At 68.5% G+C, this 23,298-nt stretch carries 19 protein-coding genes, 2 tRNA genes, 1 other RNA gene and 1 pseudogene; 2 read left to right on the plus strand and 21 right to left on the minus strand.

Annotation, left to right across the window (positions count from 1 at the left end; all coding sequences use genetic code 11):
• Nucleotides 1-12 precede the first annotated feature (12 nt).
• The 5 genes from dnaX to B0E52_RS10140 all read right to left on the minus strand — a co-directional run bounded on the left by dnaX (nt 13) and on the right by B0E52_RS10140 (nt 3,793).
• Nucleotides 13-1,656, minus strand: a complete 1,644-nt coding sequence (dnaX, locus tag B0E52_RS10120; RefSeq protein ID WP_077483704.1) for a DNA polymerase III subunit gamma/tau — start codon at nt 1,654-1,656, stop codon at nt 13-15.
• A 103-nt stretch (nt 1,657-1,759) separates the two neighbouring features.
• An RNA gene (ffs, locus tag B0E52_RS10125) (signal recognition particle sRNA small type) lies at nt 1,760-1,856 on the minus strand.
• A gap of 71 nt (nt 1,857-1,927) precedes the next feature.
• Nucleotides 1,928-2,020 (minus strand) — tRNA-Ser (locus B0E52_RS10130).
• 289 nt (nt 2,021-2,309) lie between these two features.
• Nucleotides 2,310-3,071 carry an MBL fold metallo-hydrolase gene (locus B0E52_RS10135; RefSeq protein WP_077483705.1) on the minus strand — a complete coding sequence of 254 codons (762 nt, stop codon included), beginning with the start codon at nt 3,069-3,071 and terminating at the stop codon, nt 2,310-2,312.
• The gene (locus B0E52_RS10140) at nt 3,068-3,793 is read right to left on the minus strand and encodes a 3-deoxy-D-manno-octulosonic acid kinase (RefSeq protein ID WP_077483706.1); all 726 of its coding nucleotides are present in this window, start codon (nt 3,791-3,793) and stop codon (nt 3,068-3,070) included. The genes B0E52_RS10135 and B0E52_RS10140 overlap by 4 nt, the downstream gene beginning before the upstream one ends.
• Before the next feature lie 39 nt (nt 3,794-3,832).
• Here B0E52_RS10140 and B0E52_RS10145 point away from each other — a divergent pair, with 39 nt between their 5' ends.
• Complete coding sequence (locus tag B0E52_RS10145) at nt 3,833-4,876, plus strand: glycosyltransferase family 9 protein (protein ID WP_077483707.1); 1,044 nt, start codon at nt 3,833-3,835, stop codon at nt 4,874-4,876.
• Between the two features lie 15 nt (nt 4,877-4,891).
• On the opposite strand, the gene B0E52_RS10150 is transcribed toward B0E52_RS10145, so the two are convergent.
• The 5 genes from B0E52_RS10150 to hisS all read right to left on the minus strand — a co-directional run bounded on the left by B0E52_RS10150 (nt 4,892) and on the right by hisS (nt 12,167).
• Nucleotides 4,892-5,632: a DUF1080 domain-containing protein gene (locus B0E52_RS10150; RefSeq protein WP_077483708.1), complete on the minus strand. Its 741-nt coding sequence runs from the start codon at nt 5,630-5,632 to the stop codon at nt 4,892-4,894.
• Nucleotides 5,633-5,653: 21 nt separating this feature from the next.
• Nucleotides 5,654-8,092: a GH92 family glycosyl hydrolase gene (locus B0E52_RS10155; protein WP_077483709.1), complete on the minus strand. Its 2,439-nt coding sequence runs from the start codon at nt 8,090-8,092 to the stop codon at nt 5,654-5,656.
• A gap of 270 nt (nt 8,093-8,362) precedes the next feature.
• Nucleotides 8,363-8,761: a DUF6165 family protein gene (locus B0E52_RS10160; RefSeq protein ID WP_077483749.1), complete on the minus strand. Its 399-nt coding sequence runs from the start codon at nt 8,759-8,761 to the stop codon at nt 8,363-8,365.
• A 14-nt stretch (nt 8,762-8,775) separates the two neighbouring features.
• Complete coding sequence (locus B0E52_RS10165; protein WP_077483710.1) at nt 8,776-10,677, minus strand: aromatic amino acid ammonia-lyase; 1,902 nt, start codon at nt 10,675-10,677, stop codon at nt 8,776-8,778.
• Nucleotides 10,678-10,793: 116 nt separating this feature from the next.
• Nucleotides 10,794-12,167, minus strand: a complete 1,374-nt coding sequence (hisS, locus tag B0E52_RS10170) for a histidine--tRNA ligase (protein ID WP_077483711.1) — start codon at nt 12,165-12,167, stop codon at nt 10,794-10,796.
• Between the two features lie 165 nt (nt 12,168-12,332).
• Between hisS and B0E52_RS10175 the strand changes: the two genes are divergently transcribed.
• Nucleotides 12,333-12,409: transfer RNA gene (locus B0E52_RS10175), tRNA-Pro, on the plus strand.
• Nucleotides 12,410-12,520: 111 nt separating this feature from the next.
• Here B0E52_RS10175 and B0E52_RS10180 read toward each other — a convergent pair.
• The 11 genes and pseudogenes from B0E52_RS10180 to B0E52_RS10220 form a co-directional block, all read right to left on the minus strand.
• On the minus strand, nt 12,521-13,000 hold the full coding sequence (locus B0E52_RS10180; protein ID WP_077483712.1) for a hypothetical protein: 480 nt from the start codon (nt 12,998-13,000) through the stop codon (nt 12,521-12,523).
• Nucleotides 13,001-13,440: 440 nt separating this feature from the next.
• Nucleotides 13,441-13,734 carry a carboxypeptidase-like regulatory domain-containing protein gene (locus tag B0E52_RS10185; RefSeq protein ID WP_254426761.1) on the minus strand — a complete coding sequence of 98 codons (294 nt, stop codon included), beginning with the start codon at nt 13,732-13,734 and terminating at the stop codon, nt 13,441-13,443.
• Between the two features lie 292 nt (nt 13,735-14,026).
• Entirely contained in the window at nt 14,027-14,836 is an 810-nt protein-coding gene (locus tag B0E52_RS10190; protein WP_077483713.1) for a ferritin-like domain-containing protein, read from the minus strand.
• A 70-nt stretch (nt 14,837-14,906) separates the two neighbouring features.
• Nucleotides 14,907-16,382 (minus strand): amidophosphoribosyltransferase, encoded by a 1,476-nt coding sequence (gene purF / locus B0E52_RS10195; protein WP_077483714.1) that lies wholly within the window; start codon nt 16,380-16,382, stop codon nt 14,907-14,909.
• A 13-nt stretch (nt 16,383-16,395) separates the two neighbouring features.
• Nucleotides 16,396-17,100, minus strand: a complete 705-nt coding sequence (locus B0E52_RS10200; RefSeq protein WP_077483715.1) for a CvpA family protein — start codon at nt 17,098-17,100, stop codon at nt 16,396-16,398.
• 25 nt (nt 17,101-17,125) lie between these two features.
• The gene (locus B0E52_RS10205) at nt 17,126-18,208 is read right to left on the minus strand and encodes an SPOR domain-containing protein (protein WP_077483716.1); all 1,083 of its coding nucleotides are present in this window, start codon (nt 18,206-18,208) and stop codon (nt 17,126-17,128) included.
• Between the two features lie 229 nt (nt 18,209-18,437).
• A pseudogene (gene folC / locus B0E52_RS10210) lies at nt 18,438-19,718 on the minus strand (bifunctional tetrahydrofolate synthase/dihydrofolate synthase); the annotation flags it as partial.
• A 71-nt stretch (nt 19,719-19,789) separates the two neighbouring features.
• Nucleotides 19,790-19,954 carry a hypothetical protein gene (locus tag B0E52_RS18570; protein ID WP_168174171.1) on the minus strand — a complete coding sequence of 55 codons (165 nt, stop codon included), beginning with the start codon at nt 19,952-19,954 and terminating at the stop codon, nt 19,790-19,792.
• A 10-nt stretch (nt 19,955-19,964) separates the two neighbouring features.
• Entirely contained in the window at nt 19,965-20,099 is a 135-nt protein-coding gene (locus B0E52_RS18775; protein ID WP_256363983.1) for a hypothetical protein, read from the minus strand.
• 100 nt (nt 20,100-20,199) lie between these two features.
• Nucleotides 20,200-22,824, minus strand: a complete 2,625-nt coding sequence (locus B0E52_RS10215) for a heavy metal translocating P-type ATPase (RefSeq protein WP_077483718.1) — start codon at nt 22,822-22,824, stop codon at nt 20,200-20,202.
• Entirely contained in the window at nt 22,821-23,246 is a 426-nt protein-coding gene (locus B0E52_RS10220; protein WP_077483719.1) for a MerR family DNA-binding protein, read from the minus strand. The genes B0E52_RS10215 and B0E52_RS10220 overlap by 4 nt, the downstream gene beginning before the upstream one ends.
• Between the last annotated feature and the right edge of the window lie 52 nt (nt 23,247-23,298).

Below are 23,298 nucleotides of genomic sequence, written 5' to 3' on the forward strand. Positions count from 1 at the left end.
CGTCTGGCTCCGTTACTGCGGGTTGTTCAGGGGTTTCACCGACTGCGGCACCACGCGGGCGCCGAAGTCGCGTTTCATGGATTGCACGAAGGGATCGTCCTCGATCGACTGCTCGGCGGCCGCCTGCGCCGTGTTGCGCGCCTGCGTGGCGCGCGCGGCCGGCGTGGCGGTGGCCGCCGTCTTGTCGATGTCGACGAAACGCAGCTTGATGCGTTCGCCCAGCGCCTGGCTGATGCGCTCCTCCATCTGGCTGACCATCGGCTCCACCGCCATGCCCATGTGCGCCGGTTGCAGCGCCAGCACCAGGGTGTTGCCATCGCGTTCGCGCAACACCGCGTTCTGCGCCAGCACGCTGAACGGGCCACGCAGGCCGGCCTGTTCGATCAGGCTTTCCCAGTGCGGCAGGCCACCGCTGTCGCGCATCGGCGCAGCCGGAGCGGATTCGCGCACGGCCGGTGCCGCGGCCGGGGCCGGCGGCGTGGCCCGATATGCCGGAGCCGGCGGCGCGACTGGCGCGGCGCCGCGCGCGGGCGGTGCCGCACGCTCCGCCACCGGGTGCACTGCCTCGTCGCCGGGGCGGAACGCCAGCATGCGCAGCAGCGTCATCTCGAAACCGGTGCGCGCATCGGGCGCCAGCGCGAGGTCGCGGCGGCCGCCGATGGCGATCTGGTAGTAGAGCTGCACGTCCTCCGGCGCGATGCGCGCGGCCAGCGCGTGCAGCGCCTCGCCATCGGCGCCTTCCTCGTCCAGCCGATAGCCGGGAATCAGCTGGATCAGCTGCAGGCGATGCAGCACGCCGGCGAGGTCACCCAGCACGCCACCAAAATCCGGCGAGTACGAGGCGATCTGCACGCACTCGGCGAGCAGGCGCGTGCCGTCACCGTCAGCCAGCGCATCCAGCACGCCCAGCACCTGTCCGCTCGCCACGCTGCCCAGCATGATGCGCACGTCGTCGGCACGCAGCGCGCCGCCGCCGTAGGCGATGGCCTGGTCGAGCAGCGACAAGCCGTCGCGCATCGAGCCGTCGGCGCCGCGCGCCAGCTCCTCGATCGCGGCATCCTCGTAGGCGATATTCTCGGCGCCGAGGATGTGCCGCATATGGCTGGCGATCTGCTCCGGCAGATGGCGCTTGAGATTGAACTTCAGGCAGCGCGACAGCACCGTCACCGGCAGCTTCTGCGGGTCGGTGGTGGCGAGCAGGAACTTCACGTGCGGAGGCGGTTCCTCCAGCGTCTTCAGCAGCGCGTTGAACGCCGGCTTGGAGAGCATGTGCACCTCGTCCACCAGGTACACCTTGAAGCGGCCACGCGAGGGCGCGTACTGCGCGTTCTCGATCACCTCGCGCACGTCGTCCACGCCGGTGTTGCTGGCCGCGTCGATCTCCAGCAGATCCACGAAGCGGCCTTCGTCCACCGCGGTGCAGACCGCGCACTCGCCGCATGGGTCGGCCGATTCGCCGCGTTCGCAGTTCAGCGACTTGGCGAAGATGCGCGCGATGGTGGTCTTGCCCACGCCGCGCGTGCCGGTGAACAGGTAGGCGTGATGCATGCGCCCGGTGTCCAGCGCATTGGTGAGCGCGCGCACCACGTGCTCCTGCCCCACCAGTTCGGCGAACTTGCGCGGGCGCCATTTGCGGGCGAGAACTTGATAGGACATGCCTGACTACCTTGGGGCGAACCCCGATTGTGCCAAGGCGAAGCCGGTTTCGGTAGGAGCGGCTTCAGCCTCGACCGGCATGATCCGCCCGAAATGGCGGCGGCCCCGCCAGCCACACCCCGGCACCCGAATCATCCACTACCGTTGCTTCCTTCCGGACCTGGCGGGGTTTGCGGACTATCGTCGCGGGGGGACCGACGGGGCCACCATGGACGTTGGGCTTTTTAGGGAGCCCGGCGCGCCAGCCGAAGCCGTCGCGTCTTTCAACAACTGGCGGAGAGGGCGGGATTCGAACCCGCGATACGGGGATAAGCCGTATACACACTTTCCAGGCGTGCTCCTTCAACCACTCGGACACCTCTCCGCACGCAGAACCTTTGTCGCATCACCCCGCACCGGGCGGGATGGTTCGGCTCGTCCTGAGCCTCACCCCTCGCTTTCGCTCGGGGCCAGCCTGCGGCTGTCCAAATTCGTTCCTACGAATTTGTCGAACCCGCGATACGGGGATAAGCCGTATACACACTTTCCAGGCGTGCTCCTTCAACCACTCGGACACCTCTCCGCACGCAGAACCTTCCCACCAGCCCAATCGCGGCTGGTGAAGAGCCGGAAGGATACCGGCCACCACGGTGACTGACAAGGGACGACGGCGCTCAACCGGCATCCGCGGGCGGCGGCAGCGGCGTCCCCAGGGCAACGCGCTGTCCAGCCGAGGCAACGCGATAGCCGCGTGCCACCAGCGTCGCACCATCGGCCACACTGCCGTAGTGATACAGCAGCAACCGTGCGCGCAGCGCCACGTCGTACTCGCGCTCGATGTCGTCGATGCCGGTGTGCGAGGGGTTGCCGACCAGGCCGCAATCGTGCGCCACCAGTTCGTCACCGTCGACATGCCGGGCCAGCGTCTCGGGGATCGGCCGGGTGTCGCCGGTGTAGACGAAACTGCCGGGCAGCGCGAGGCCGAACGAGGTGTTGGGCCGGTGGTGGCGGGTGGCGAACACGTCGAACCACAGGCCGTCCAGCCAGAAGCCGCGCGTGCACGGTACCAGCCGGAACGCCTCCCAGAAATTCACCCCGCCTTCGGCCAGCACGCCGGGGTAGTCGGCCACGCGCGTCTGCAGCCAGGGAACCAGTGCGGCGTGCGCGAACAGCCGCATGGTGCCGCGCAGGTGTTCGTCGAACCACAGCTTGATGAACAGCCCTTCAAGCCCCGCCACATGATCCATGTGGGTGTGGGTGACATAGAGCGCGGGCGGCAGTGCGCCGTAGGCATCGAGGTAGCGGTCCAGCGTGTCCGGGCCGCAGTCGACCAGCAGCACCGGCACGCCGTCGCGTTCCAGCACCGCGGCCGAGGAACCCAGTTCGCCGGCCGCGTGGGCCGCGCCCGTGCCAAGGAAATGCAGATGCCAGTTCATGCGCCGAAGGTAGCCTCGTAGGCGTCGAGGAGAGGTGTCCAGATGGACTCGCGAAACGCTTCCTCGCCCTGGGCTGCAGCGCCCAGCTTGAGCAGCGAGCGATGCAGTCGTTCGAGATTGGCCAACCGCCAGCCTTCGGCCGATACGCGCAGGCGACCGCGATCGAAGTCGATCAGATGCAGCGCCGAGGATGTCACCAGCACATTGTGCGCATTGAGGTCGGCGTGCCAGATGCCGGCGCGATGGAAACGCGCCACCAGCGCGCCGGTCTCGCGCGCCAGTTCCGCATCCAGCTTGCCGGCAGCAAGGCATTCGGCCAGCGTCTGTGCGTCCGCAATGCGTCGGGTGATCAGGTCGGCGCGGTAGTACTGGCCATGCCGACGGTAGCATGCGGCCACCGGCACCGGCCCGGGCAGGCCCAGCCGCGCGATCTCGGCCAGCAGGCGGAATTCGGCGAAGCAGCGCGTGGCATCGGCGCCACGCCACAGGTAGCGGTCGCCCATCAACGCAGCCACCATGCCGCCGCGGCGGTAGTGCCGCAGCACGCATTCGCCGGCCGGCGTGGCAATCACGGAAACGCCGCCGCGCCCGCCCGCCTGCGAGCGCAATGCGCCCTGCTCGCGCCAGTGCTCCGGCACGAACCAGTCGGCGTCGACTTGTGGCGAGGCCTCGGCGTCGAACAGAATCGCGCCTTCGGCGTCTTCGCGCAGTTGCTCTTGCATCGGTGCGAGTGCGTCTCGGTCAGCTTCCGGCGATTCTACATGTCCCCTCCCGATTCCATGTGCCTGCTGCGCACCTCCGCCATCGGCGACGTCACCCATGTGGTGCCGCTGGTGCGCACGCTGCAGGCGGCTTGGCCGCAGACCAGGCTCACGTGGATCGTGGGCAAGCTGGAACGCAAGCTGATGGGCGACCTGCCCGGCGTGGAGTTTGTCACCTTCGACAAGGGCAACGGCTGGGCCGGCATGCGCGAAGTCTGGACGGCACTGCGCGGCCAGCGCTTCGACGCGCTGCTGCAGATGCAGGTGGCTTTGCGCTCCAACCTGCTGAGCCTGGGCATCAAGGCGAACCGGCGCATCGGCTACGACGCGGCACGGGCCAAAGACCTGCACGGCCTCGTCGTCAATGAGCGCATCCCGGCGCGCAGCGGCGAACACGTGCTCGATGCCATCGGCAGCTTCTGCGAGCCGCTGGGACTGAAGCAGACCGAGGTGCGCTGGGATATCCCCATCCCCGACGAGGCGCAGGCCTGGGCCGCGGAGCAGTTGCCGGGCGACACGCCCACCCTGCTGGTGAGTCCTACGTCAAGCCATGCGCTGCGCAACTGGCAGCCGGAGCGCTATGCGGCAGTGATGGACCACGCCGCCGCGCGCGGCTGGCGGGTGGCGCTGGTGGGCGGTCCTTCTCCGGAAGAGCGCGCGATGGCGGACGTGGTGCTTGCGCACTGCAAGCACGCGCCACTCGACCTCACCGGCAAGGACACGCTGAAGAAATTGCTGGCGCTACTCTCACGCGCCGAGCTGCTGCTGACCCCGGATTCCGGCCCCATGCACATGGCCAATGCGGTAGGAACCAAGGTGCTGGGTCTGCATGCAGCGAGCAACCCGAATCGTTCCGGCCCCTATTCGGATCGACGCTGGTGCGTGGACAAGTACGATGCGGCCGCGCGCAAGTATCTGGGCAAGCCTGCGAGCGAGCTGGCCTGGGGCACGAAGATCGAGAAGCCCGGTGTGATGGATCTGATCGAAACCGGCGACGCGATCGAACGCTTCGACGCGGCCAGCGCCCATCTCGGGATCGGCTGAAGCCGCGAGCCTCGTCTACAACTCGCGCAGCTTGATGTCGCGGAACTGCAGCCGGATCGGCGTCGTGCCCTTGTCCTCAGTGCCCTGCAAGGAAACATGTCCCTTGCGGAAAGTGCCGAAGTCCGGCCACGCCTTGAACTTGGTGGAGGCGACCAGCTTTTTCCACGCGTCCGTCCACAGCCAGATATCGATCACCTTGTGGCCGTTCTGGAAGAACTGCAGGTGCCCGTGGTCGGCGACGATCTCGAAGCGGTTCCACTGCGGCGCCTGGTTGACCCATTCCACCGGCGAGGAGATCAGGTCGAACAGGTCGCCCGAGCGCTCGTTCAGCACGCGGCTGTCCAGCTTCGTGCAGGCCAGGTCGGCGATCTGCATCTCCGGCCCAGTCTCGTAGGTCTGCGCATACTTCGGCGACTCGTTCACGTAGAACATCACCCCGCTGTCGGCGCACGGCGTCATCCGCCACTCCAGCTTCAAGTCGAAATTGGCGTATTCGCCATCGGTGACCAGGTCGGCGAAATCCTCCGCGCGACCGCTTCTCCCGCGCTGCAGCTCGATGCTGCCATCACGGACGGACCAGTCCTTCCCCGGCGACTTCTGCAGGTAGGAATGCCAGCCATCGAGGTTGCGGCCGTTGAACAGCAGGTGCCAGCCTTGCGCCTTTTCCTGCGGAGTGAGCGTATTGGGCGCCTGTGCGCTCGCCGTTCCGCAGGCCAGGCAGGCCGCCACGAATACCATGCGTTGTTTCGCGGTCATGCGGGAATCTCCTGGTGCCGGTCAAGTACCGGCGTGCCCGGCGTCGGGCGGGAAGGAAGGCGGCGCGACACGCAGGTCGCTGCCCCAGGTCTTGTCGGGCGCCGCCTGCAGCGAGAAGCGCAGCCGGCCGCCGTGCGTGGCGAAAGTCGTCGGCAACCACGGCCGCGTGTACGGCTGGCCGTCGACCTGCAGCGCATGCACGTAGGGTGTGTCGGCCGCAGCGCCCGGCGCATCGATCACCACGTCGCCGCCGCTGCGGTGGACGACGGCATGCTCGAACAGCGGGCTGCCCAAGACCAGGTCCGCGCTGCCGGGAATCTCGGGATACAGTCCCAGTGCCGACCACACGTACCAGGACGACATCTCGCCCAGGTCGTCGTTGCCCGGGATGCCGTCCGGCGTGTTCTTCCACAGCGTGTTCACCACCGCGCGCACGGTCGCCTGGGTCTTGTACGGCTGGCCGGCGAAATCGTAGAGCCAGGGTGTCTCCACCGACGGCTCGTTGTTCAGTTCGGCATGCAGCGGTCCGGCGTTGGTGAAGGCCCAGTGTCCATTGGCGTCGTGGAAGAAGCGGTCCAGTCGCGCCGTCGCCTTGCCATAGCCCCCCATCGCGTCGAACAGGCCGTGCAGGTCGAACGGCACCATCCACACGTAGACCGCTGCGCTGGCCTCAACGAAGCCGTCGTCGGTGGACGGCGTGAAGGCGGGCCAACTGCCGTCGGCATTGCGGTTCTGGATGTAGCCACCGTCGGGCGCGGCCTTAGTGTTGAACACGTTGCGCCAGTAGCCGGCGCGGTCGAGGAAGCGCCGCTGCCCTGCCCGGTCGCCCACGTCGGCGGCGAATTCGGACAGCGCGAAGTCGGCCGTCGCATCCTCCAGCGTCTCGGCGGCACCGCCCCATGCATGTGACTTGGTGGCGATGTAGTGCAGCTTCAGCCACTGGTCCAGTGATGGCCGCTCGCCCACGCATTCCACGTTGCAACCGTCGTCCGATCCGTCGTGCGCGGTCGGCACGGTGGCTGCGCGGGCCAGCGAGGCATACGCGCCATGCAGGTCGAAGTCGCGCCCGCCGAAGGCGTAGATGTCCGCCAGTGCGGGCACCGCGGGGTCCCCGCTCATCACGTGGGTGCCGCCGCTGTTGTGCGTCCAGCGGTCCCATTCGCCCCGGTTCTGTTGCGCCTGGTTGTAGAGCGACTGCGCGATGTCGCTGCCCACTTTCGGCATCAGCCAGGTCACCAGTTGCAGTTGCGAGCGGTACACGTCCCAGCCGGAGAAGTTGGCGTACTGCGCCCGCTGGTTGCCCTGCACGCGATGGATCTTCTGGTCGAAGCCGCGGTATTCGCCGTCGACGTCGCTGAACACGTTCGGGTGCAGCAGGCTGTGGTACAGCGCGGTGTAGAACACCGTGCGCTGGTCGGCGCTGCCGCCGCGGACCCGGATGCGGCCCAGGGCCTGGTTCCAGGCGTCGCGCGCGTGCCCCCGCACCTGCGCCAGCGTGGTCCCCTGTGGAATCTCGGCGTCGAGGTTGGCGCGCGCGTTCGCCACGCTCACATAGGAGATGCCGACGCGCACCCCGACCGGCCCCTTGCCCGGATCGAACGACACCCATACGCCCGAGCCCTTGCCTGCTGTCGGGAAGCCCTTGGCGTCGTAGTCGGTACCGCCTTGCGCGGCGGTTGCGCCACGATGCACCACCGCATCCTGCCAGGCGCCGATGGCGGTGAACGGCCGGTCGAAGCGGGCGACGAAGTAGAGCGTGTAGTAGCTGCGCTGGTCGGCCTTGGCCAGGTAGCCGCAGAAGTTGCCGCTGGTGACCGAGCCGCTGATCGTCTGTTGCGCCGAGTCGATCCGCGTCTCGGCCGCGCTGCTACCGACTTCCGAATCCGAGCTGCGGAACAGCAGGTTCGCCGGCTTGCCTGCAGGAAAGGTGAAGCTGGCCATGCCGCTGTGCATCGCCGCCGCCAGTTCCAGTTGCACGCCGTTGGCCAGCGCCAGCCGGTAGTCGCCCGGCGCTGCCTGTTCGTCGGCATGGCTGAAGTCGACGGCATAACGCGTGTCGTCGGCATCCACCGAAGGCGAGGTGGTGACCGGCTCGGTGATCGGCATCACGGGAACATCGCCGCTCGCCCCCGCGCAACCCGCGCCCGACAGATGAGTGAGGCTGAAGCCGCGAATGCGCTGCGCATCGAACTGGTAACCGCTGGGCGAGGCGGTGCGAACGTGGTGCCCGCGCGTGTTCTCCGGGCTCCACTGCAGCATGCCGAACGGCATGACGGCGCCGGGATAAGTGTTGCCGCCCTTGCTGCTGCCGATCAGCGGATTGACCGCATTGGCCGGCGGCGTGTCCGCCCCCGTCGCGCACGCCGTCGCCAACGCAAGCAGGCTGCCCGACACCCACAGGCATGCGAGGGAGAAGAACTTCGGCCTGGCGCTGTTCCGGTTCCGGTTCCGCTTGCACATGGACAGCTGTCCCCTTGGAATGGCCGCAACTTTGGATCGATCTAAATCAAGGACGCAAATCTAGTCCAAGCCACGTCGTGAATCGAGCTGCAGAGCAACATTGCAGACGCGGGGGTACGGGTTCACCAGGGCCAGGCACGGCACGACCAACCGCTGCCGCGACCTTCCGCAGGAACACGCCCCGTGCGCGAATGCTTGCTCCGATTAGCGCCAGAGCGTTCGCGCATGGAGCCTGCCCCGAACTCGATCTGGGACACCCCTGCGGGTGAATCAGGGGGCGCGGTAGTCCTGATAGGACTTTTCCTCGACCAGCTGCGAGCCCAGCTTCAGGTTGATCTCGCGCTTCACTGCCGCGCGTTCGTCGTTCCTGAAATACACCGAACGCGCCAGTTCGACGAAGCCGGCGTCGAAAGCCTGCGCCTTTTCCTTGAGGCGGATTTCGTCCTCGATCTCCCACAGCGCCTCGTTCACGGCGAGCAGTCGTGCGCGTTCGTCGCGAATGTCAGTCTTGGATGCGGGGTGCGCGGCCCAAGTCGCGTTGAGCAGGTCGAGTTCGGTGCGCACGTTGGCCAGCTTCGCCGGATCGGCGATGCGCCGCGACTTGATTTCGAGGATGGTGATCTTGTCGATCAGCTCGCCGTAGGACACCGGGGTCTGGATCAGGCTCATGTCGTACTCCAAGTTCAGGCGGTGTGGCCGGGATGGAAGGCGCCCTGCCGCAGCAGTTCGCAGACGGTGCGCACGTCGCCATCCAGCGCGCGGTCGCGGTGCAGGAAATCGATGTGCCGGCGCAGCGTGAGGTGGGCCTTGCGCACATCGGCGCCGGCGTGGAAATCACTGGTGCCCGCCAGCGCCTCGGCCAGCTGCCGCACCTCGGCGACGAACTGCTCGTGGTGCGGCTGGCCTTCATGCGGTGCGTTGGCCACCTTGGCCGCCAGTGCCCGCCAGCCGCCGCGCTGGGCGAGGCGACGCGCGGCGTTGAGCATCTCCTGGCGGTAGTCCAGCGCCTGCGCCGCGGTGTAGAGCTCCAGCGCAATCACGTGGCCGAGGTCTTCCATCATTTCCATCACGTGGCGCGCCTCGTTGGCGCCCATCGAGACATGGTCTTCGGCGTTCGCGCTGGTTGGCACCGAATAGACGCTGGCCGGATGCGCGCGGGTGGCGAGGTCGTTGACCAGGGCCGCGGCGGTGTACTGCACGATCATGAAGCCGGAATCGGTGCCGTCCTCGTTGCCGGTGAGGAAGGCCGGCAGGCCGTCGTTCGTCGCCGGGTCGACCAGCTTGTTGAGGCGCCGTTCGGAGATCGAGGCCAGCACCGGCAGCGCCGCCTTCACGTAGCTCATCGCCAGTGCCAGCGGCATGCCGTGGAAGTGGCCGGCGGAGATCACCTGTTCCTCGATGAACTGCGCACCCTCGGCATCCGGGAAGATCAGCGGGTTGTCGGTGACCGCGTTCAACTCGATGTCGAACACGCGGCAGGCCTGCGCCCAGGCATCGCGCACCGCGCCGTGCACCTGCGGCATGCAACGCAGGCAGTAGGCATCCTGCGGCTGGTGCTTCTTGCCGCCCTTGAACGGCAGGAAGCGCGCGTAGAACGCCTCGCGGCCATGGCGCTGGTTGGCCGGCACCCAGTTCCAGCCGATGTCGAAACTGAGCGCCTGGTCGTCGCCTTCGCTCCACGCCTCGGCCGTCCACGGCCGGAAGTGCGGCACCAGGTGATAGGGGATATCGACCAGGGTGGAACCCTGCAGCAGTTCGCGTACATGCGCGGCCACCGCCGTCTGGCCGGGATGCGGACGCAGGGCGTGGACTTCTGGTCGCAAGGCGCCGCTGCGGCCCGCGAAGGCATCCAGCGTCATCGCCGCTGCAAGGTCGGCGGCGTCGAGCAGGCGTTCGAGATCGTGCAAGGCCAATGTGCCGGTCGCCAGCATCTGCGCGGTGCCGTTGTTGAGCGCGAGGCCTTCCTTGAAGGACAGCCGCACCGGCGCCAGGCCGGCGCGCTTGAGTGCCTCGCCACCCGGCAGGCGTTCGCCATCAAAAAACGCCTCGCCGCCACCCAGCAGCACGATGGCCAGGTGCGAGAGCGGCGCGAGGTCGCCGCTGGCGCCCACCGAGCCCTTCTCCGGCACCACCGGCACGATGCCGGCGTTGAGCATCGCGGTCAGCGCTTCCAGCGTCTGCACGCGGATGCCCGAGTGCCCGCGCATCAAGGTGTTGATGCGGATCACCAGCATCGCGCGCACCACGTCGGCGCCGAACGGCTTGCCCACGCACACGGCATGGGTGGTGATCAGGTTGTGCTGCAACTCCTCCATCAGCGTGCCTTCCGGCACCTGCGCGCGGCTGCCCGGCAACTCGTCGCGCACGCGATGTGCGCCCAGCAGCTTGTCGGCATTGCTGCCGAAACCGGTGGTGACGCCGTAGGTCGGTTCGCCGCAGTTGACCTTGTCGGCGAGGAAATCGGCCGCGCGCTGCACGCGCTGCAGCCGTTTCGCATCCAGCGCCACGTTCGCTCCGTCGCGGGCCACTGCCACCAGCTGCGCCCGGGTCAGGCTGCTGCCGTCGAGAAGAATGGTTTCGCTCACAAATGCTCCAGCAGGCCCGCAGGCCCAACGACGCCAAGAACCAGTCCGTTCGCGGCTGAAGCCGCTCCCGCGACGCGCTGCCTCGCAGGAGCGGTTTCAGCCGCGACATGTATCCGTCACCCCATTGCTGCGGCTTGTTCCAGTTCCACCCGCAGGGTCTTGACCAGCTCGGCGCGCGCCACCTCGAACTGGTCGCCGCGACGCAGGTCTTTCACCGTGACCACGCCCTTGGCCAGTTCGTCCTCGCCCAGCACCACGGCGAAGCGGATACCGGCACGGTCGGCGTACTTGAATTGCTTGCCCAGCTTGCCGCCTTCCAGCACCACCTCGGTGGCGATGCCGGCGGCGCGCAGTTCGCCGGCCAGCGCGAGGTAGGCGGGCAACTGTGCTTCGTCCATCTGCGTGACCAGCACGTCCACTGTGCTCTGCGCGGTATGCACCAGGCCGGCCTCGCGCAACTGCCAGTACAGGCGCGACAGGCCGATCGAGATGCCCACGCCGGGCAGGTGCGACTTGGTGTACTGGCCGGCGAGGTTCTCGTAGCGGCCGCCCGAACAGATCGAGCCGATCTGCGGGTGGTCATTCAACGTGGTCTCGTAGACGATGCCGGTGTAGTAGTCGAGGCCGCGCGCGATGGAGAGGTTGAGTGCGTAATGCGTCTCCGGCACGCCGAAGTCGCGGATCAGGCCGAGCACTTCCTTCAGCTCCGCGCGGCCCTGTTCCAGCGCCTCAGGGCCGGCGCCCAGCGCGTCGAGCTTGTCGAAGGCATCGGCCAGCGAAGTGGAACGCACCTGCACGAAGGCGAGAATCTTCGCCACCGCATCAGGCGCCAAGCCAAAGCCTTCGCCGGTGAGCGTGTCGCGCACATGGTCGGCGCCACGCTTGTCCAGCTTGTCCACCTCGCGCAGCACCAGCATCTGCTGCTCGGGGTCGGCCACGCCAAGGCTCTCGAAGTAGCCGCGCATCAGCTTGCGGTGGTTGAGCTGGATGGTGAACGGGCCGATCGCCAGTTCGCGGAAGACGCTGTAGATCACCGCCGGCAGCTCGGCGTCGTAGCGGATTGACAGGCTGTCCTTGCCGATCACGTCGATGTCGCACTGGTAGAACTCGCGGAAGCGCCCGCGCTGGGCGCGCTCGCCGCGGTACACCTTCTGCATCTGGTAGCGGCGGAACGGGAAGCTCAGCTCGCGCTCGTGCTCGGCCACGTAGCGCGCCAGCGGCACGGTGAGGTCGAAGCGCAGCGCCAGGTCCGGCTTCTCGCCCTGCTCCAGCGCGCCGGTGGACTGCACGAAATACACTTGCCGCTCGGTCTCGCCGCCGGTCTTGGTGAGCAGCACGTCGGCGTACTCGATCACCGGCGTCTCCACCGGCAGGAAACCGAAGCGCTCGTAGTTGCGGCGGATAGTGTCGAGCATGCGCTGGAACGCGATCTGGTCTAGCGGCAGCAGCTCGAGCACGCCGGGCATGGTGCGGGCCGGGGTAAGCGCCATGGAAACCTCTGTGGACGGGGAGGAACGCGCCGCCGGCGAATCGCCGCGCGGCGGCAGCCGCCAAGGTTAACAGATGACCCCGCCTCGTCCGCCGCCGGCACGGAAACCCGCACGAGGAAACTTGTTGCCAAGGCGGCTGGCCGTCATTAAGATGTGCGGCTCCCGCGGGGTGTAGCTCAGCCTGGTAGAGCGCTACGTTCGGGACGTAGAAGTCGCAGGTTCAAATCCTGTCTCCCCGACCAAGATTCAAGCTCCCGGATCCATCGATCCCGGGAACGGAAAAGCCGCCCTCTCGGGCGGCTTTCTTGTTTCCGCGATGCCTAGCACGAGCCGGCCCAGGGACGAACAGGCTTTCAGGACTTCGAGCCCGCTGCATTCGGCATGAGGCCAAACCGCAGCACCACCAGCTGCCCATTCACGCCACAGGCGGCTTCGGCGCCGACCTTCCCCTTGTCGAACTGCATCGGGACCAGCACGACGGTATAGCCCTGCACCATCTGGCCCTTGTCCGCGCCGCCGATCGACTTGGCCTTGCCGTATTGCTGCGTCAACGCGCCCCAGGCCTGCTGCAACTTGTCGCTGGTCGGCTTGCCGTTGGGATCGAACGACTGCGTCGCACCGTTGAAATCGCCCTTGTCCATGGCCGTGAGCGCCTTGTTCACCGCGCCTCCGCAGCTCGCCGTCTGCTCGGCCGAAGCCGGCGTCGGCGCCGGGGCCTGCTGCGGCGCCTGTTGCGAAGACTGCGCCGGCTGCTGCGCGGGGGCCGTCTGCGCCTGCGCGCTTCCGAAAGCCATCAACATGGCCGGCAGGATGAAAGGAATGGCCTGTTTCATGTCGTCTTCTCCTCGAGGGGATGGGAGCGCGACGGCAAGCGTGTCAGTCAAGGGGATTGGAGCGGACCGAAGCGCCGAAAGGTGCGCGAATGAAGCAGCGGGGCCGTCGCGGGGGAAGCGCCGTTTGCGCGACGCGTCCTCATCCTCGTGAGCCGGAGCACCCCTGTCAAACCGCGCGCCGGCGACCATTCAGCAAGATGAGCGTCCGGTGTCCAAGAGGCCACGGGTTCGTCCCGCGACAGCCACGCGATCAAACGGTTCGGCAAAACAAGGCAGCGGTTGTTTGCCTTGCATGCGCATGGCGCCCAGCTTCGCATCATGGATTGGACTGGGCCGGCCGTACCGTCTCCCGACCGGTGCCTCAACGACAACGGCCGCCCACGAGGCGGCCGTTGTCGTTCCGGTTGTGCAGCACGGGATCGCCGATGCGACAGCCTCGCTCAGCCGTTCGACGCCGCAGCACAGTGATCGTCCGGGCAGGCGAAATCCACCTCCGCTCCCCGCCCCACCGTCACCGGAATGTTGGCGCGGGTATCGACGATCTTGCCGTCCTTCTGCAGTGACACCGTGTAGGTCGACATCGGCAGGTTGCGCAAGTTGTAGCGCCCCTTGGCATCGACGGTGACATGGCGATGCAAGCCGTTGCTGCTTTGCGCGAGCACGGTTTCGCCGGCCGGCGCCTGCCCGAAGATGTGTGCCGTCGTGCTCTGCGCACTGGCGGGCAGCGGCAGCATGCCGCCCATCGTCACCATGCCGGCGACCACTGCCAGCCGGGACAATACGCGCACATTCCGAATGACGCGCGGGCGGTGCCTGGCGTGCTCAAGGTTCCTCATGTTCCCCCTCCCTAGACATCCAATGAGTAAGAGCCCTGCCTGCAACGATGGGCAGGACATCCCGGTCTCCGCCCTGCCGGACCATGCCGGCGCCCTGCTCACCCTCGGGCGGTTCCGCAAGCTAGCGACAAGCGGCGATGCTTCGCAAGTGGAGCAGGTCAGCCCGGAGCGCGATGCTCGACTGACGCATTCAGCCTGCCACCGCCAGCGCCGCCAACCGGTCCAGCTCGGCTTCGACGAAGCCCGCCTCCAGTCGCGCGGGACGATTGAACGGGCCGCGCAGGCTTACGCCAAGGTAATCACGCAACAGATCGAAGAAGGTATCGAACGGATCGACGCCATCGCGCTCGCAGCACCAGCGGTACCAGCGCGTGCCGGCGGCGACGTGGGCGACTTCCTCGCGCAGGATCACTTGCAGCACGGCGATGGTGGCCTCGTCGCCCGCGTGGCGCAGGCGCTCGATCATGCCTGGCGTCACGTCCAGTCCCCGCGCCTCCAGCACGCGCGGCACCAGGGCCATGCGCGCGGTGTCGGAGCGCGCGGTCTTTTCGGCCATTTCCCACAGGCCGTTGTGGGCATCGAAATCGCCGTAGGCATGACCCAGTTCGGCCAGCCGTGCTGTGAGCAGCGCGAAATGGCGTGCCTCATCAAAGGCGCAGCTGGCCCAGTCGCGGTAGTAGGCATCGGGCATGCCGCGGAAGCGGTACACCGCGTCCCAGGCGAGGTTGATCGCGTTGAACTCGATATGCGCCACCGCGTGCACCAAGGCGGCACGGCCTTCGGGCGTGCCGAGGCCACGTTGCGGCACCTGGCGGGCGCTGACCAGTTGCGGCTTCGCGGGACGGCCGGGGGCGCCGATGGGTTCGGGCGATGGTGCGGCCGGATCGGGGCGCAATTCACCCGATTGCACGGCCACCCACACGGCATGGGTGAGGCCCAGTTTCTCGGCCGGATCGGTGGCAGCCAGGCAGGCTTGGGCGGCGGCGTGGAGGTTCGTCATGGAGTCTTTCGCGAGCACCCGCCCCTCACCCCGGCCCTCTCCCCGAAGGGGAGAGGGGGAACACATATCATCACGCGCTGCGCCGCGCAGCCTTGGCGTCGTCCGAGCGCAGCATCTCGATCTGCTGCAGGTAGTGCTGGTCGAGGCCGGTGACGTACTCGCCGTTGAAGCAAGAGGCGTCGAAGTGCTGCAGCGATTCGTTGCCGTCCTGCACCGCCCAGACCAGGTCCTTCAGATCCTGGTAGATCAGCCAGTCGGCGCCGAGCATCTGCTGCACCTCGGCCTCGGTCTTGCCGGCGGCGACCAGTTCGGTGACCGAAGGCATGTCGATGCCGTAGACGTTGGGGTAGCGCACCGGCGGCGCGGCGGAGGCGAAGTAGACCTGCTTGGCGCCGGCGTCGCGCGCCATCTGGATGATCTGTCGCGAGGTGGTGCCGCGCACGATGGAGTCGTCCACCAGCAGCACGTTCTTCTTGCGGAATTCCAGATCGATCGCGTTGAGCTTGCGGCGCACCGATTTCACGCGATCGCCCTGCCCCGGCATGATGAAGGTGCGGCCCACGTAGCGGTTCTTGACGAAGCCCTCGCGGAACGGCACGCCCAGCGCCTCGGCCAGCGCGCTGGCGGCGGTGCGCGCGGTGTCGGGGATCGGGATCACCGCGTCGATGCCGTGGTCCGGCCGCTCGCGCAGGATCTTCTCGGCCAGCTTCTGGCCCATGCGCAGGCGCGCCTTGTACACCGACACGTTCTCGATCATCGAGTCCGGCCGGGCGAGGTACACGTATTCGAAGATGCAGGGCGAATGCGTGGCGCCGTCCGCGCAATGGCGCGTGTGCAGCTGGCCGTCGTCGGTGATGAACACCGCCTCACCGGGCGCCACGTCGCGCAGGCGCTTGAAGCCGAGCACGTCGAAGGCCACCGATTCGGAAGCGACCGCGTACTCGCGCCCTTCGGCGGTGACGCGCTCGCCCAGCACCAGCGGGCGGATGCCGTTCGGATCGCGGAACGCCAGCACGCCGTAGCCGAGCAGCAGCGCGATGCAAGCGTAACCGCCGCGCGCGCGTGCATGCACGCCGGCGACGGCCTTGAAGATGTGGTCCGGCGTCAGCGCCATGCGATCCTGGATCTGCAGTTCGTGCGCCAGCACGTTCAACAACACCTCGGAATCCGAATCGGTGTTGATGTGGCGACGGTCGTCCTCGAACATCTCCTTGCGCAGCGCCTCGGTGTTCACCAGGTTGCCGTTGTGCGCGATGGCGATGCCGTAGGGCGAGTTGACGTAGAACGGCTGCGCCTCCTCGGCGCCCTCCGAGCCGGCCGTCGGGTAGCGGCAATGGCCGATGCCGATGCGCCCGCGCAGGCGGTTCATCGCGTGCTGGTTGAACACGTCGCGCACTAGGCCGTTGCCCTTGTGCAGGCGCAGCCGCGCGCCGTCCACCGTGGCGATGCCGGCCGCGTCCTGGCCGCGGTGCTGGAGCACCGTGAGGCCGTCGTAAAGCGCCGATGCCACTTCGGTGGTACCGACGATGCCGATGATTCCGCACATGATGGATGGCCTGCTACGGGTGATTCGAGGGAGAGACGGTGGCGGCCGGCGCAGGGGCCGCGCCTGGCGTGGAGATGGTGGCTGGCAGTGGCTTGCGCAATGCCCCAGACGGGTCGGCGGGGCCCAGTTTCCCGTGCAGCGCATCCGATATCACCGCCGGGTCCAGATGCTCGCGCACGGCGTTCGACATCGCCGCCGGGTCGAGTTTCCCGCGGAGCGATTCCGACATCGCGGCGGGATGGAAATGCTCGCGCACGCTGGGCGGCACCTGCTGGCCCAGCCAGATCGTGGCGCTCTGGAACGGTGGCAGCAGCAACGATTGCCGCCACGGCGGCTCGCGGGTGAAGGTGGTGAACTGGCACAGGAATACCACCACGCACACCAGCAGCACGCCGCGCGCCAGTCCGAACACCATGCCGAACAGGCGATCCGTGCCCGACAGTCCGGTGCTCACCAGCAGGCGATGGATCAGGAAGCGCAGCAGCGCGCCCAGCACCAGCACCAGCACGAAGCACAGCGCGTAGCCCGCAGCCACGCGCAGCGCGGGATGGCTGATCACCTCCAGGTGCGCGGACACCGTCGGCCCGAGCAGCCAGGCCGCCCAGAACGCGGCGATCCAGATCACCAGCGCCAGCACCTCGGACACCAGGCCGCGCCACAGCCCGACCAGTACCGACACGCCCAGCACGCCGAGTATCGTGTAGTCGATCCAGTTCATGCCCGGGTCCGCGCCAGTGTGCCGATCAGGGGACGTTGACCACGTTGCCGCCGATGCCGAACTTCGCCTTGATCTCGTCGCGCACGCGCTCGGCGTCGGCACGCTGGGTCTGCGGACCAGCGCGCACGCGCCACAGCTGCTTGCCGCCCACGCTCACCGTATCCACGAAGCCGTCGAAACCGCCGGCGCGCAGCTTGTCGCGCAGCGCATTCGCGTCAGCCTCGCTGCCCAGCGCGGCCAGCTGCACGGCGTAGCCGCCGGCGCGCGGCGTCGTGCCGGCGGCCGCAGTGGCCGGCGCGGCGCTCGTCGTGGTGGTCGCCTTGACCGGCGTAGCCGCGATGTTGGAGTCGGCATGACCCAATCCCTCCACCAGCTTCGCCGGCACGCTGGGAATGGCCTGGGTGATCTTCAGTCGCGCCGCTTCGGCACTGGTGCGCGAATCGAACGGGCCGGCGGTCACCAGGGTGAGCTGCTTGCCGGCCTGGGTGATGACGCGGGTGAGCACCGGATAGCCGAGCGAGCGCACGCGGCGCACCAGGTGATCCACGCTGTTCGCGTTGGCGTAGGCGCTGAGGTTGAGCACATAGAGCGCATGGTCGGCGGACGCGGATGCCGCCGCCGGCGTGGTCGCCGGTGCCGGGCTGGGCGTCGCCGCCGGAACCGCGGTCGTCTTCGTCGGCGCCTTGGTGGCCGGCGGGGTGGCGGCGGTGCCGCCCTGCCCCTGCAGCGGGATCACCGGCTGCGACGGCGAGGCGCCGGAACCCATCACCGGGCCAGCCGGCGGCTGCGCCTTGGGCGCCGCCGCGTCGGTGCCCACGTCGGTGGGGCGGCGCGAGGCGATGTTCACCGTAGCGAGCTGGTCGCCCTGCGCCGGCGTCGCCGCCGTGGTGGCCGGCGCCGGTGCCACGGCACTGCCGGCCGTGGCCGGTGCGCCCGGGCTCAGGCTCATGGTACGGGTCTGCAGGTTGCTGTCCTGCGCGGGCGGGATCGCCAGGCCCACGGACTGGTCGCCGGCGGTGGCCGGCGGCGGATTGCTGGAGAAGAACATCGGCACGAAGATGACGAGCAGGGCTATCAGGACGGCAGCCCCCAGCAGACGTGTTTTCAAGAGTTCGCTCCGCGGCGGCCGGCACGGCCCGCAATCCGGTGATTATACCTGCCCCGCTCCACGCACCGCCCGCGGCTCAGTGCCGGTGAAAAATTCCACATACTGTGGAGTTTTTCAGTCACGCGTCCGGCACCTGTCCGTACGTGCTCGCGCGAATCAGTCACTTGCGTGCCCGATCCGCGCCCGGCCATTCGTGGCCGAGCTGAGAGGTTGACAAATCAACAACCTCTCAGCCGCGTTCAGCCATCACCGCCGCGGCCACGAAGAACGAACCGAACGCGAGGATGCGCTCGCCCGGCTGCGCGGCGGCGTGCGCTGCCGCCAGCGCAGAGGCCACGTCGGCATGCCGGTCCGCCTTCGCCTGCGGCAGGGTCTGCTGCAGGACTTCCGCCAGCGCATCCATCGCCAGGCCGCGCGGACTGGCGCCGTCCAGGCCGGCGAGGTGCCAGTGGGCGATGCGCGCGCCCAGCGCGGCGATCACGCCGGCCACGTCCTTGTCCGCCAGCGCGCCGTACACCGCATGGGTTCGCGCGGGCGGCTGCGCGTCCAGCCATGCGGCCAGCGCGCGTGCGGCCTGCGGGTTGTGGCCCACGTCCACGATCAGCGGCGGGTCGCCGCCCAGCGATTGCAGGCGCGCCGCCACGTGCGCATGGCGCAGGCCGCGGCAGACCGCGGCATACGCATCCTGCGGCGCCAGCGGACCGCCTTCGATCCACAGCGCATGCAGTGCGGCGATCGCCGCCGCGGCGTTGGCGTATTGCACTGGCGCGACCAGCGCGGGCGCGGGCAAGTCCATCGCGGTGCCGTCGCGATGCCGCCAACGCCAGCCATCCGTGTGGAGCTCGGTGCGGAAATCCGTGCCGGCGCGTTCGACGCGCGCGCCACTGGCGGCCAGCGCATCGAGCAGGCCCTGCGGCGGATCGAGCTCGCCCACGATCGCGGGGCGTCCGGCGCGGGCGATCCCGGCCTTCTCGCGACCGATGCTGTCGCGGTCCGGGCCCAGCCATTCCATGTGGTCGAGGTCCACCGTGGTGATCACCGCCACGTCGGCGTCGACGATGTTCACCGCATCCAACCGGCCGCCCAGGCCCACTTCGAGGATCGCGACATCGAGATCCGCGCGGGCGAACAGGTCCAGCGCGGCCAGCGTGCCGTATTCGAAATAGGTCATTGGCGTGTCGCCGCGCGCCGCCTCGATGCGCTCGAAGCTGGCGACCAGTGCCGCGTCGTCCGCGTCGCGGCCGGCTATGCGCACGCGCTCGTTGTAGGCCAGCAGGTGCGGCGAAGTGAACGCACCGACGCGCAGTCCCGCGCCCTGCGCCATCGCTTCCAGCAAGGCCACGGTGGAGCCCTTGCCGTTGGTGCCGCCCACCGTGATGACCCGCCGTGCCGGTGCCGTGGCGCCCATCCGCTGCCACACGCCGCGCACGCGCTCCAGTCCCAGCTCGATGCTGTGCGGGTGGACCTGTTCCTGGTAGGACAGCCATTCGGCGAGGGTGCGTGACATGCTCGGGACTTTGCGTGCTGCGGGAAGGCGCGCAGCTTAGAACCTCGCGCCCCTCGCGCACAGGGCGACGGCGCTCAACCGAACGGATGGATGCCGCTGTAGTGCAGCGCCATGTACATGCCGAACACGGTCCAGAACATCTTCTTCAGCGCGCGGGCGGACAGCAGCACGAGCAGCAGGCCAAGCAGCAGCGGCGCGTGCTTCTCCAGCGTGCCGCGCAGGTCGTTGACGGTATTCATGGCGCTCTCCTCAAACCAGCGGATGGATGGCCGCGTGCAGCGACCAGACCAGGCCGAAACCGATCGACGCGCTGGAAAACAGGGCCAGCAGCAGCGAGAGCGCGTAGCGGTCCAGGGCATCGCGAATCGTGGCAAGCGTGTTCATGGAGCATCTCCTTCGTCCAGTGATTGGGTGCGAAGGAGATACTCCACCGATGCGCCGCTCTGCGGCAGACCCGAACGTCAGCGATCGCGAATGACAACCGTCACAAGGCGATGCGGCGCAACCGCAACGCGTTGCTCACCACCGACACCGAGCTCAGGCTCATCGCCAGCGCCGCGATCATCGGCGACAGCACGAGGCCGAAGGCGGGATACAGCACGCCCGCGGCCAGCGGCACGCCAATGCCGTTGTAGACGAAGGCGAAGAACAGGTTCTGGCGGATGTTGTGCACCGTGGCCCGCGACAGCCTGCGGGCTCGCAGGATCGCGCCCAGCTCGCCCTTCACCAGCGTCACCTGCGCACTTTCCATCGCCACGTCGCTGCCATTGCCCATCGCGATGCCCACGTCGGCGGCAGCCAGTGCGGGCGCATCGTTGACGCCGTCGCCGGCCATCGCCACCTTGCGGCCCGCGACGCGCAGCGCGTTCACCGCCGCCGCCTTGTCGGCCGGCGAGACTTCGGCATGCACCTCGGCTATGCCAAGCCTGCCGGCCACCGCGTGCGCCGTGGTGGCGTTGTCGCCGGTGAGCATCACCACGCGCAGGCCGGCCGCCTTGAGCGCCGCGACCGCTTTCTGCGCCTCGGGCTTGATGCGATCGGCCACCGCCAGCAGCGCGACGGGCACGCCATCGACGGCGAGATGCACCACCGTGGCGCCCTGCCCGCGCAGCGCCTCGGCGCGCGTATTCACCGCCGCGTCGAGTGCGATGCCGAGCTCGGCCAGCAGCTTCGCGCTGCCCAGCGCCACCGTGGCGCCTTCCACGTTGGCGACCACGCCGCGACCGGTGAGCGCCTTGAATCCCGTGGCGACCCACTTCTCCACGCCTTCGCCATCGGCAGCGCTGACGATGGCGTGGGCCAGCGGATGCTCGCTGGGCCGTTCCAGCGCGGCGGCCAGCGCCAGCAGCCGTTCGCGCGGCTGGCCATCCAGCACCACCAGCTCGACCAGCGCGGGCCGGCCCTCGGTGAGCGTGCCGGTCTTGTCCACCACCAAGGTGTCGATGTCGCGCAAGGCCTCGATCGCGGCGGCGTCCCTGAACAGCACGCCGTGCTGCGCGCCACGCCCGCTGGCCACCATGATCGAGATCGGCGTGGCCAGGCCCAGCGCGCAGGGACAGGCGATGATCAGCACCGACACCGCCGCGATCAGCGCATGCGCCAGTTGCGGCGACGGCCCCAGCAGCGCCCACGCCGCGAACGCCAGCACGGCCACCGCCACCACCGCGGGCACGAACCACGCGGCCACCTTGTCGGCCACCCGTTGCAGCGGCGCCTTGCTGCGCTGCGCCTGCGCCACCAAGGCCACGATCTGAGCCAGCAGGGTTTCGCCGCCCACCTTCTCCGCGCGCATCACCAGCGTGCCATCGCGGTTCAGCGTGCCGCCGGCCAGCGCGTCGCCCCGGCCCTTCGCCACCGGCATCGGCTCGCCGGTGAGCATGGACTGGTCGACATGGCTCGCGCCCCCGAGCACCGCCCCGTCCACCGGCACCTTCTCGCCGGGACGCACGCGCAGCGTGTCGCCGGCATGCACCTCGTCCAGCGGCACGTCGGCCTCGCTGCCATCGGCGGCGATGCGCCGCGCGGTCTTCGGCGCCAGGCCCAGCAAGGCCTTCAAGGCAGCGCCGGTGCGGCGACGTGCGCGCGATTCCAGGAAATCGCCCAGCGTCACCAAGGTCACGATCACCGCGGCCGATTCGAAATACACGCCCACGCGGCCGTGCATGTCGCGGAATCCGTCGGGGAAGATGCCGGGCAGCAGGAAGGCCACCGCACTGTACGCCCATGCCACGCCGGTGCCCAGCGCGATCAGCGTGTACATGTTGGGATGCCACGGTTTCAGCGAGCGCCAACCGCGCGCGAAGAACGGCGCGCCGCCCCACAGCACCACCACGGTGGAGAACAGCACCTCGACCCAGCCCGCGATGCCGGCCCACGGCGCCGGCAGATGCCAGCCGAACAGGTGCGGGCCCATCGCCAGCAGGAATACCGGCACGGCCAGCGCAACGAGCATCCAGAAGCGGCGCGTCATCGCGCGCAGTTCGCCATCGTCGTCCCCGTCCAGCGTCGGCATCATCGGCTCCAGCGCCATGCCGCATTTCGGGCAGTGGCCGGGGCCAGCCTGCTGCACCTCGGGGTGCATCGGGCAGGTGTAGATCGTGCCGGCCGGTGCCGGCGGCGCGGGTTCGCGTTCGCCCAGATATGCCGCGGGATCGGCCACGAACTTCTCGCGGCAGCGCGCCGAGCAGAAGTGGTAGGCGTGACCGTGGTGTTCGGCGTGATGCGCGGTGGTTTGCGGATCGACCGTCATGCCGCAAACCGGGTCTTTCACCGTGTGGTCATGATCGTGATGCGCATGGCCATGGTGGGCATGGCCATGGTGATCGTGCGCGTGATGACCGTGTGCCGGTGCCTGCACCTGCAACGCCAGCGGCACCACCTTGCCGCCGCAGCAACCACCGGCCGTACCCGGCTCGCCACCGAGGTAGCGCGCCGGCTCGGCGTCGAACTTCGCCTTGCAAGCGGCGCAGCAGAAATGCACCTCGCGCCCCGCATGCACGCTGCGATGCGACGCATCGGCCGGATCGACCGTCATGCCGCACACCGGATCACGCGCCGTGGCATCCGTGCCGGCCAACACTGGTGCACAGCAGCTGCCCTGCCCGCTCATGCCCTCCCCTCCTCGTCGCTCAGCGCACGCAGGATCGGGCACTCCTCCGGCTTGCCGTGGCCGGGGCAGGAAGCCACCAGCTGCGCCAGCCCGTCGCGCACGCGCTGCAACTCGGCGATGCGCTGCTCGATCGCCGCCAGCCGCTGCTCGGCGCGCTGCTTCACCGCCTTCACCCCGCGCCGGCGATCCGCCGACAGCGCCAGCAGCTCGCGGATTTCCTCCAGAGTGAAGCCCAGTTCCTTGGCGCGGCGGATGAAGCGCAACTGCGCGACGGTGCCCTCGCCGTAGCTGCGATAGCCCGAGGCCCGTCGCAGCGGCTCAGGCAGCAGCCCTTCGCGCTCGTAGTAGCGAATGGTGTCGATGGCCACGCCGACGCGCTTGGCGACGGCACCGATGGTGAGGGACTGCGCTTGTGTGTTCATGGCACAAGTCTAGACCTTTGATCAAGGTCTAGAGTCAAGCGGAAAAGCGCTG

The sequence above is a fragment of the Rhodanobacter sp. C06 genome (genome assembly GCF_002001105.1).
In the GTDB taxonomy this organism is placed as follows: Bacteria; Pseudomonadota; Gammaproteobacteria; order Xanthomonadales; family Rhodanobacteraceae; genus Rhodanobacter_A.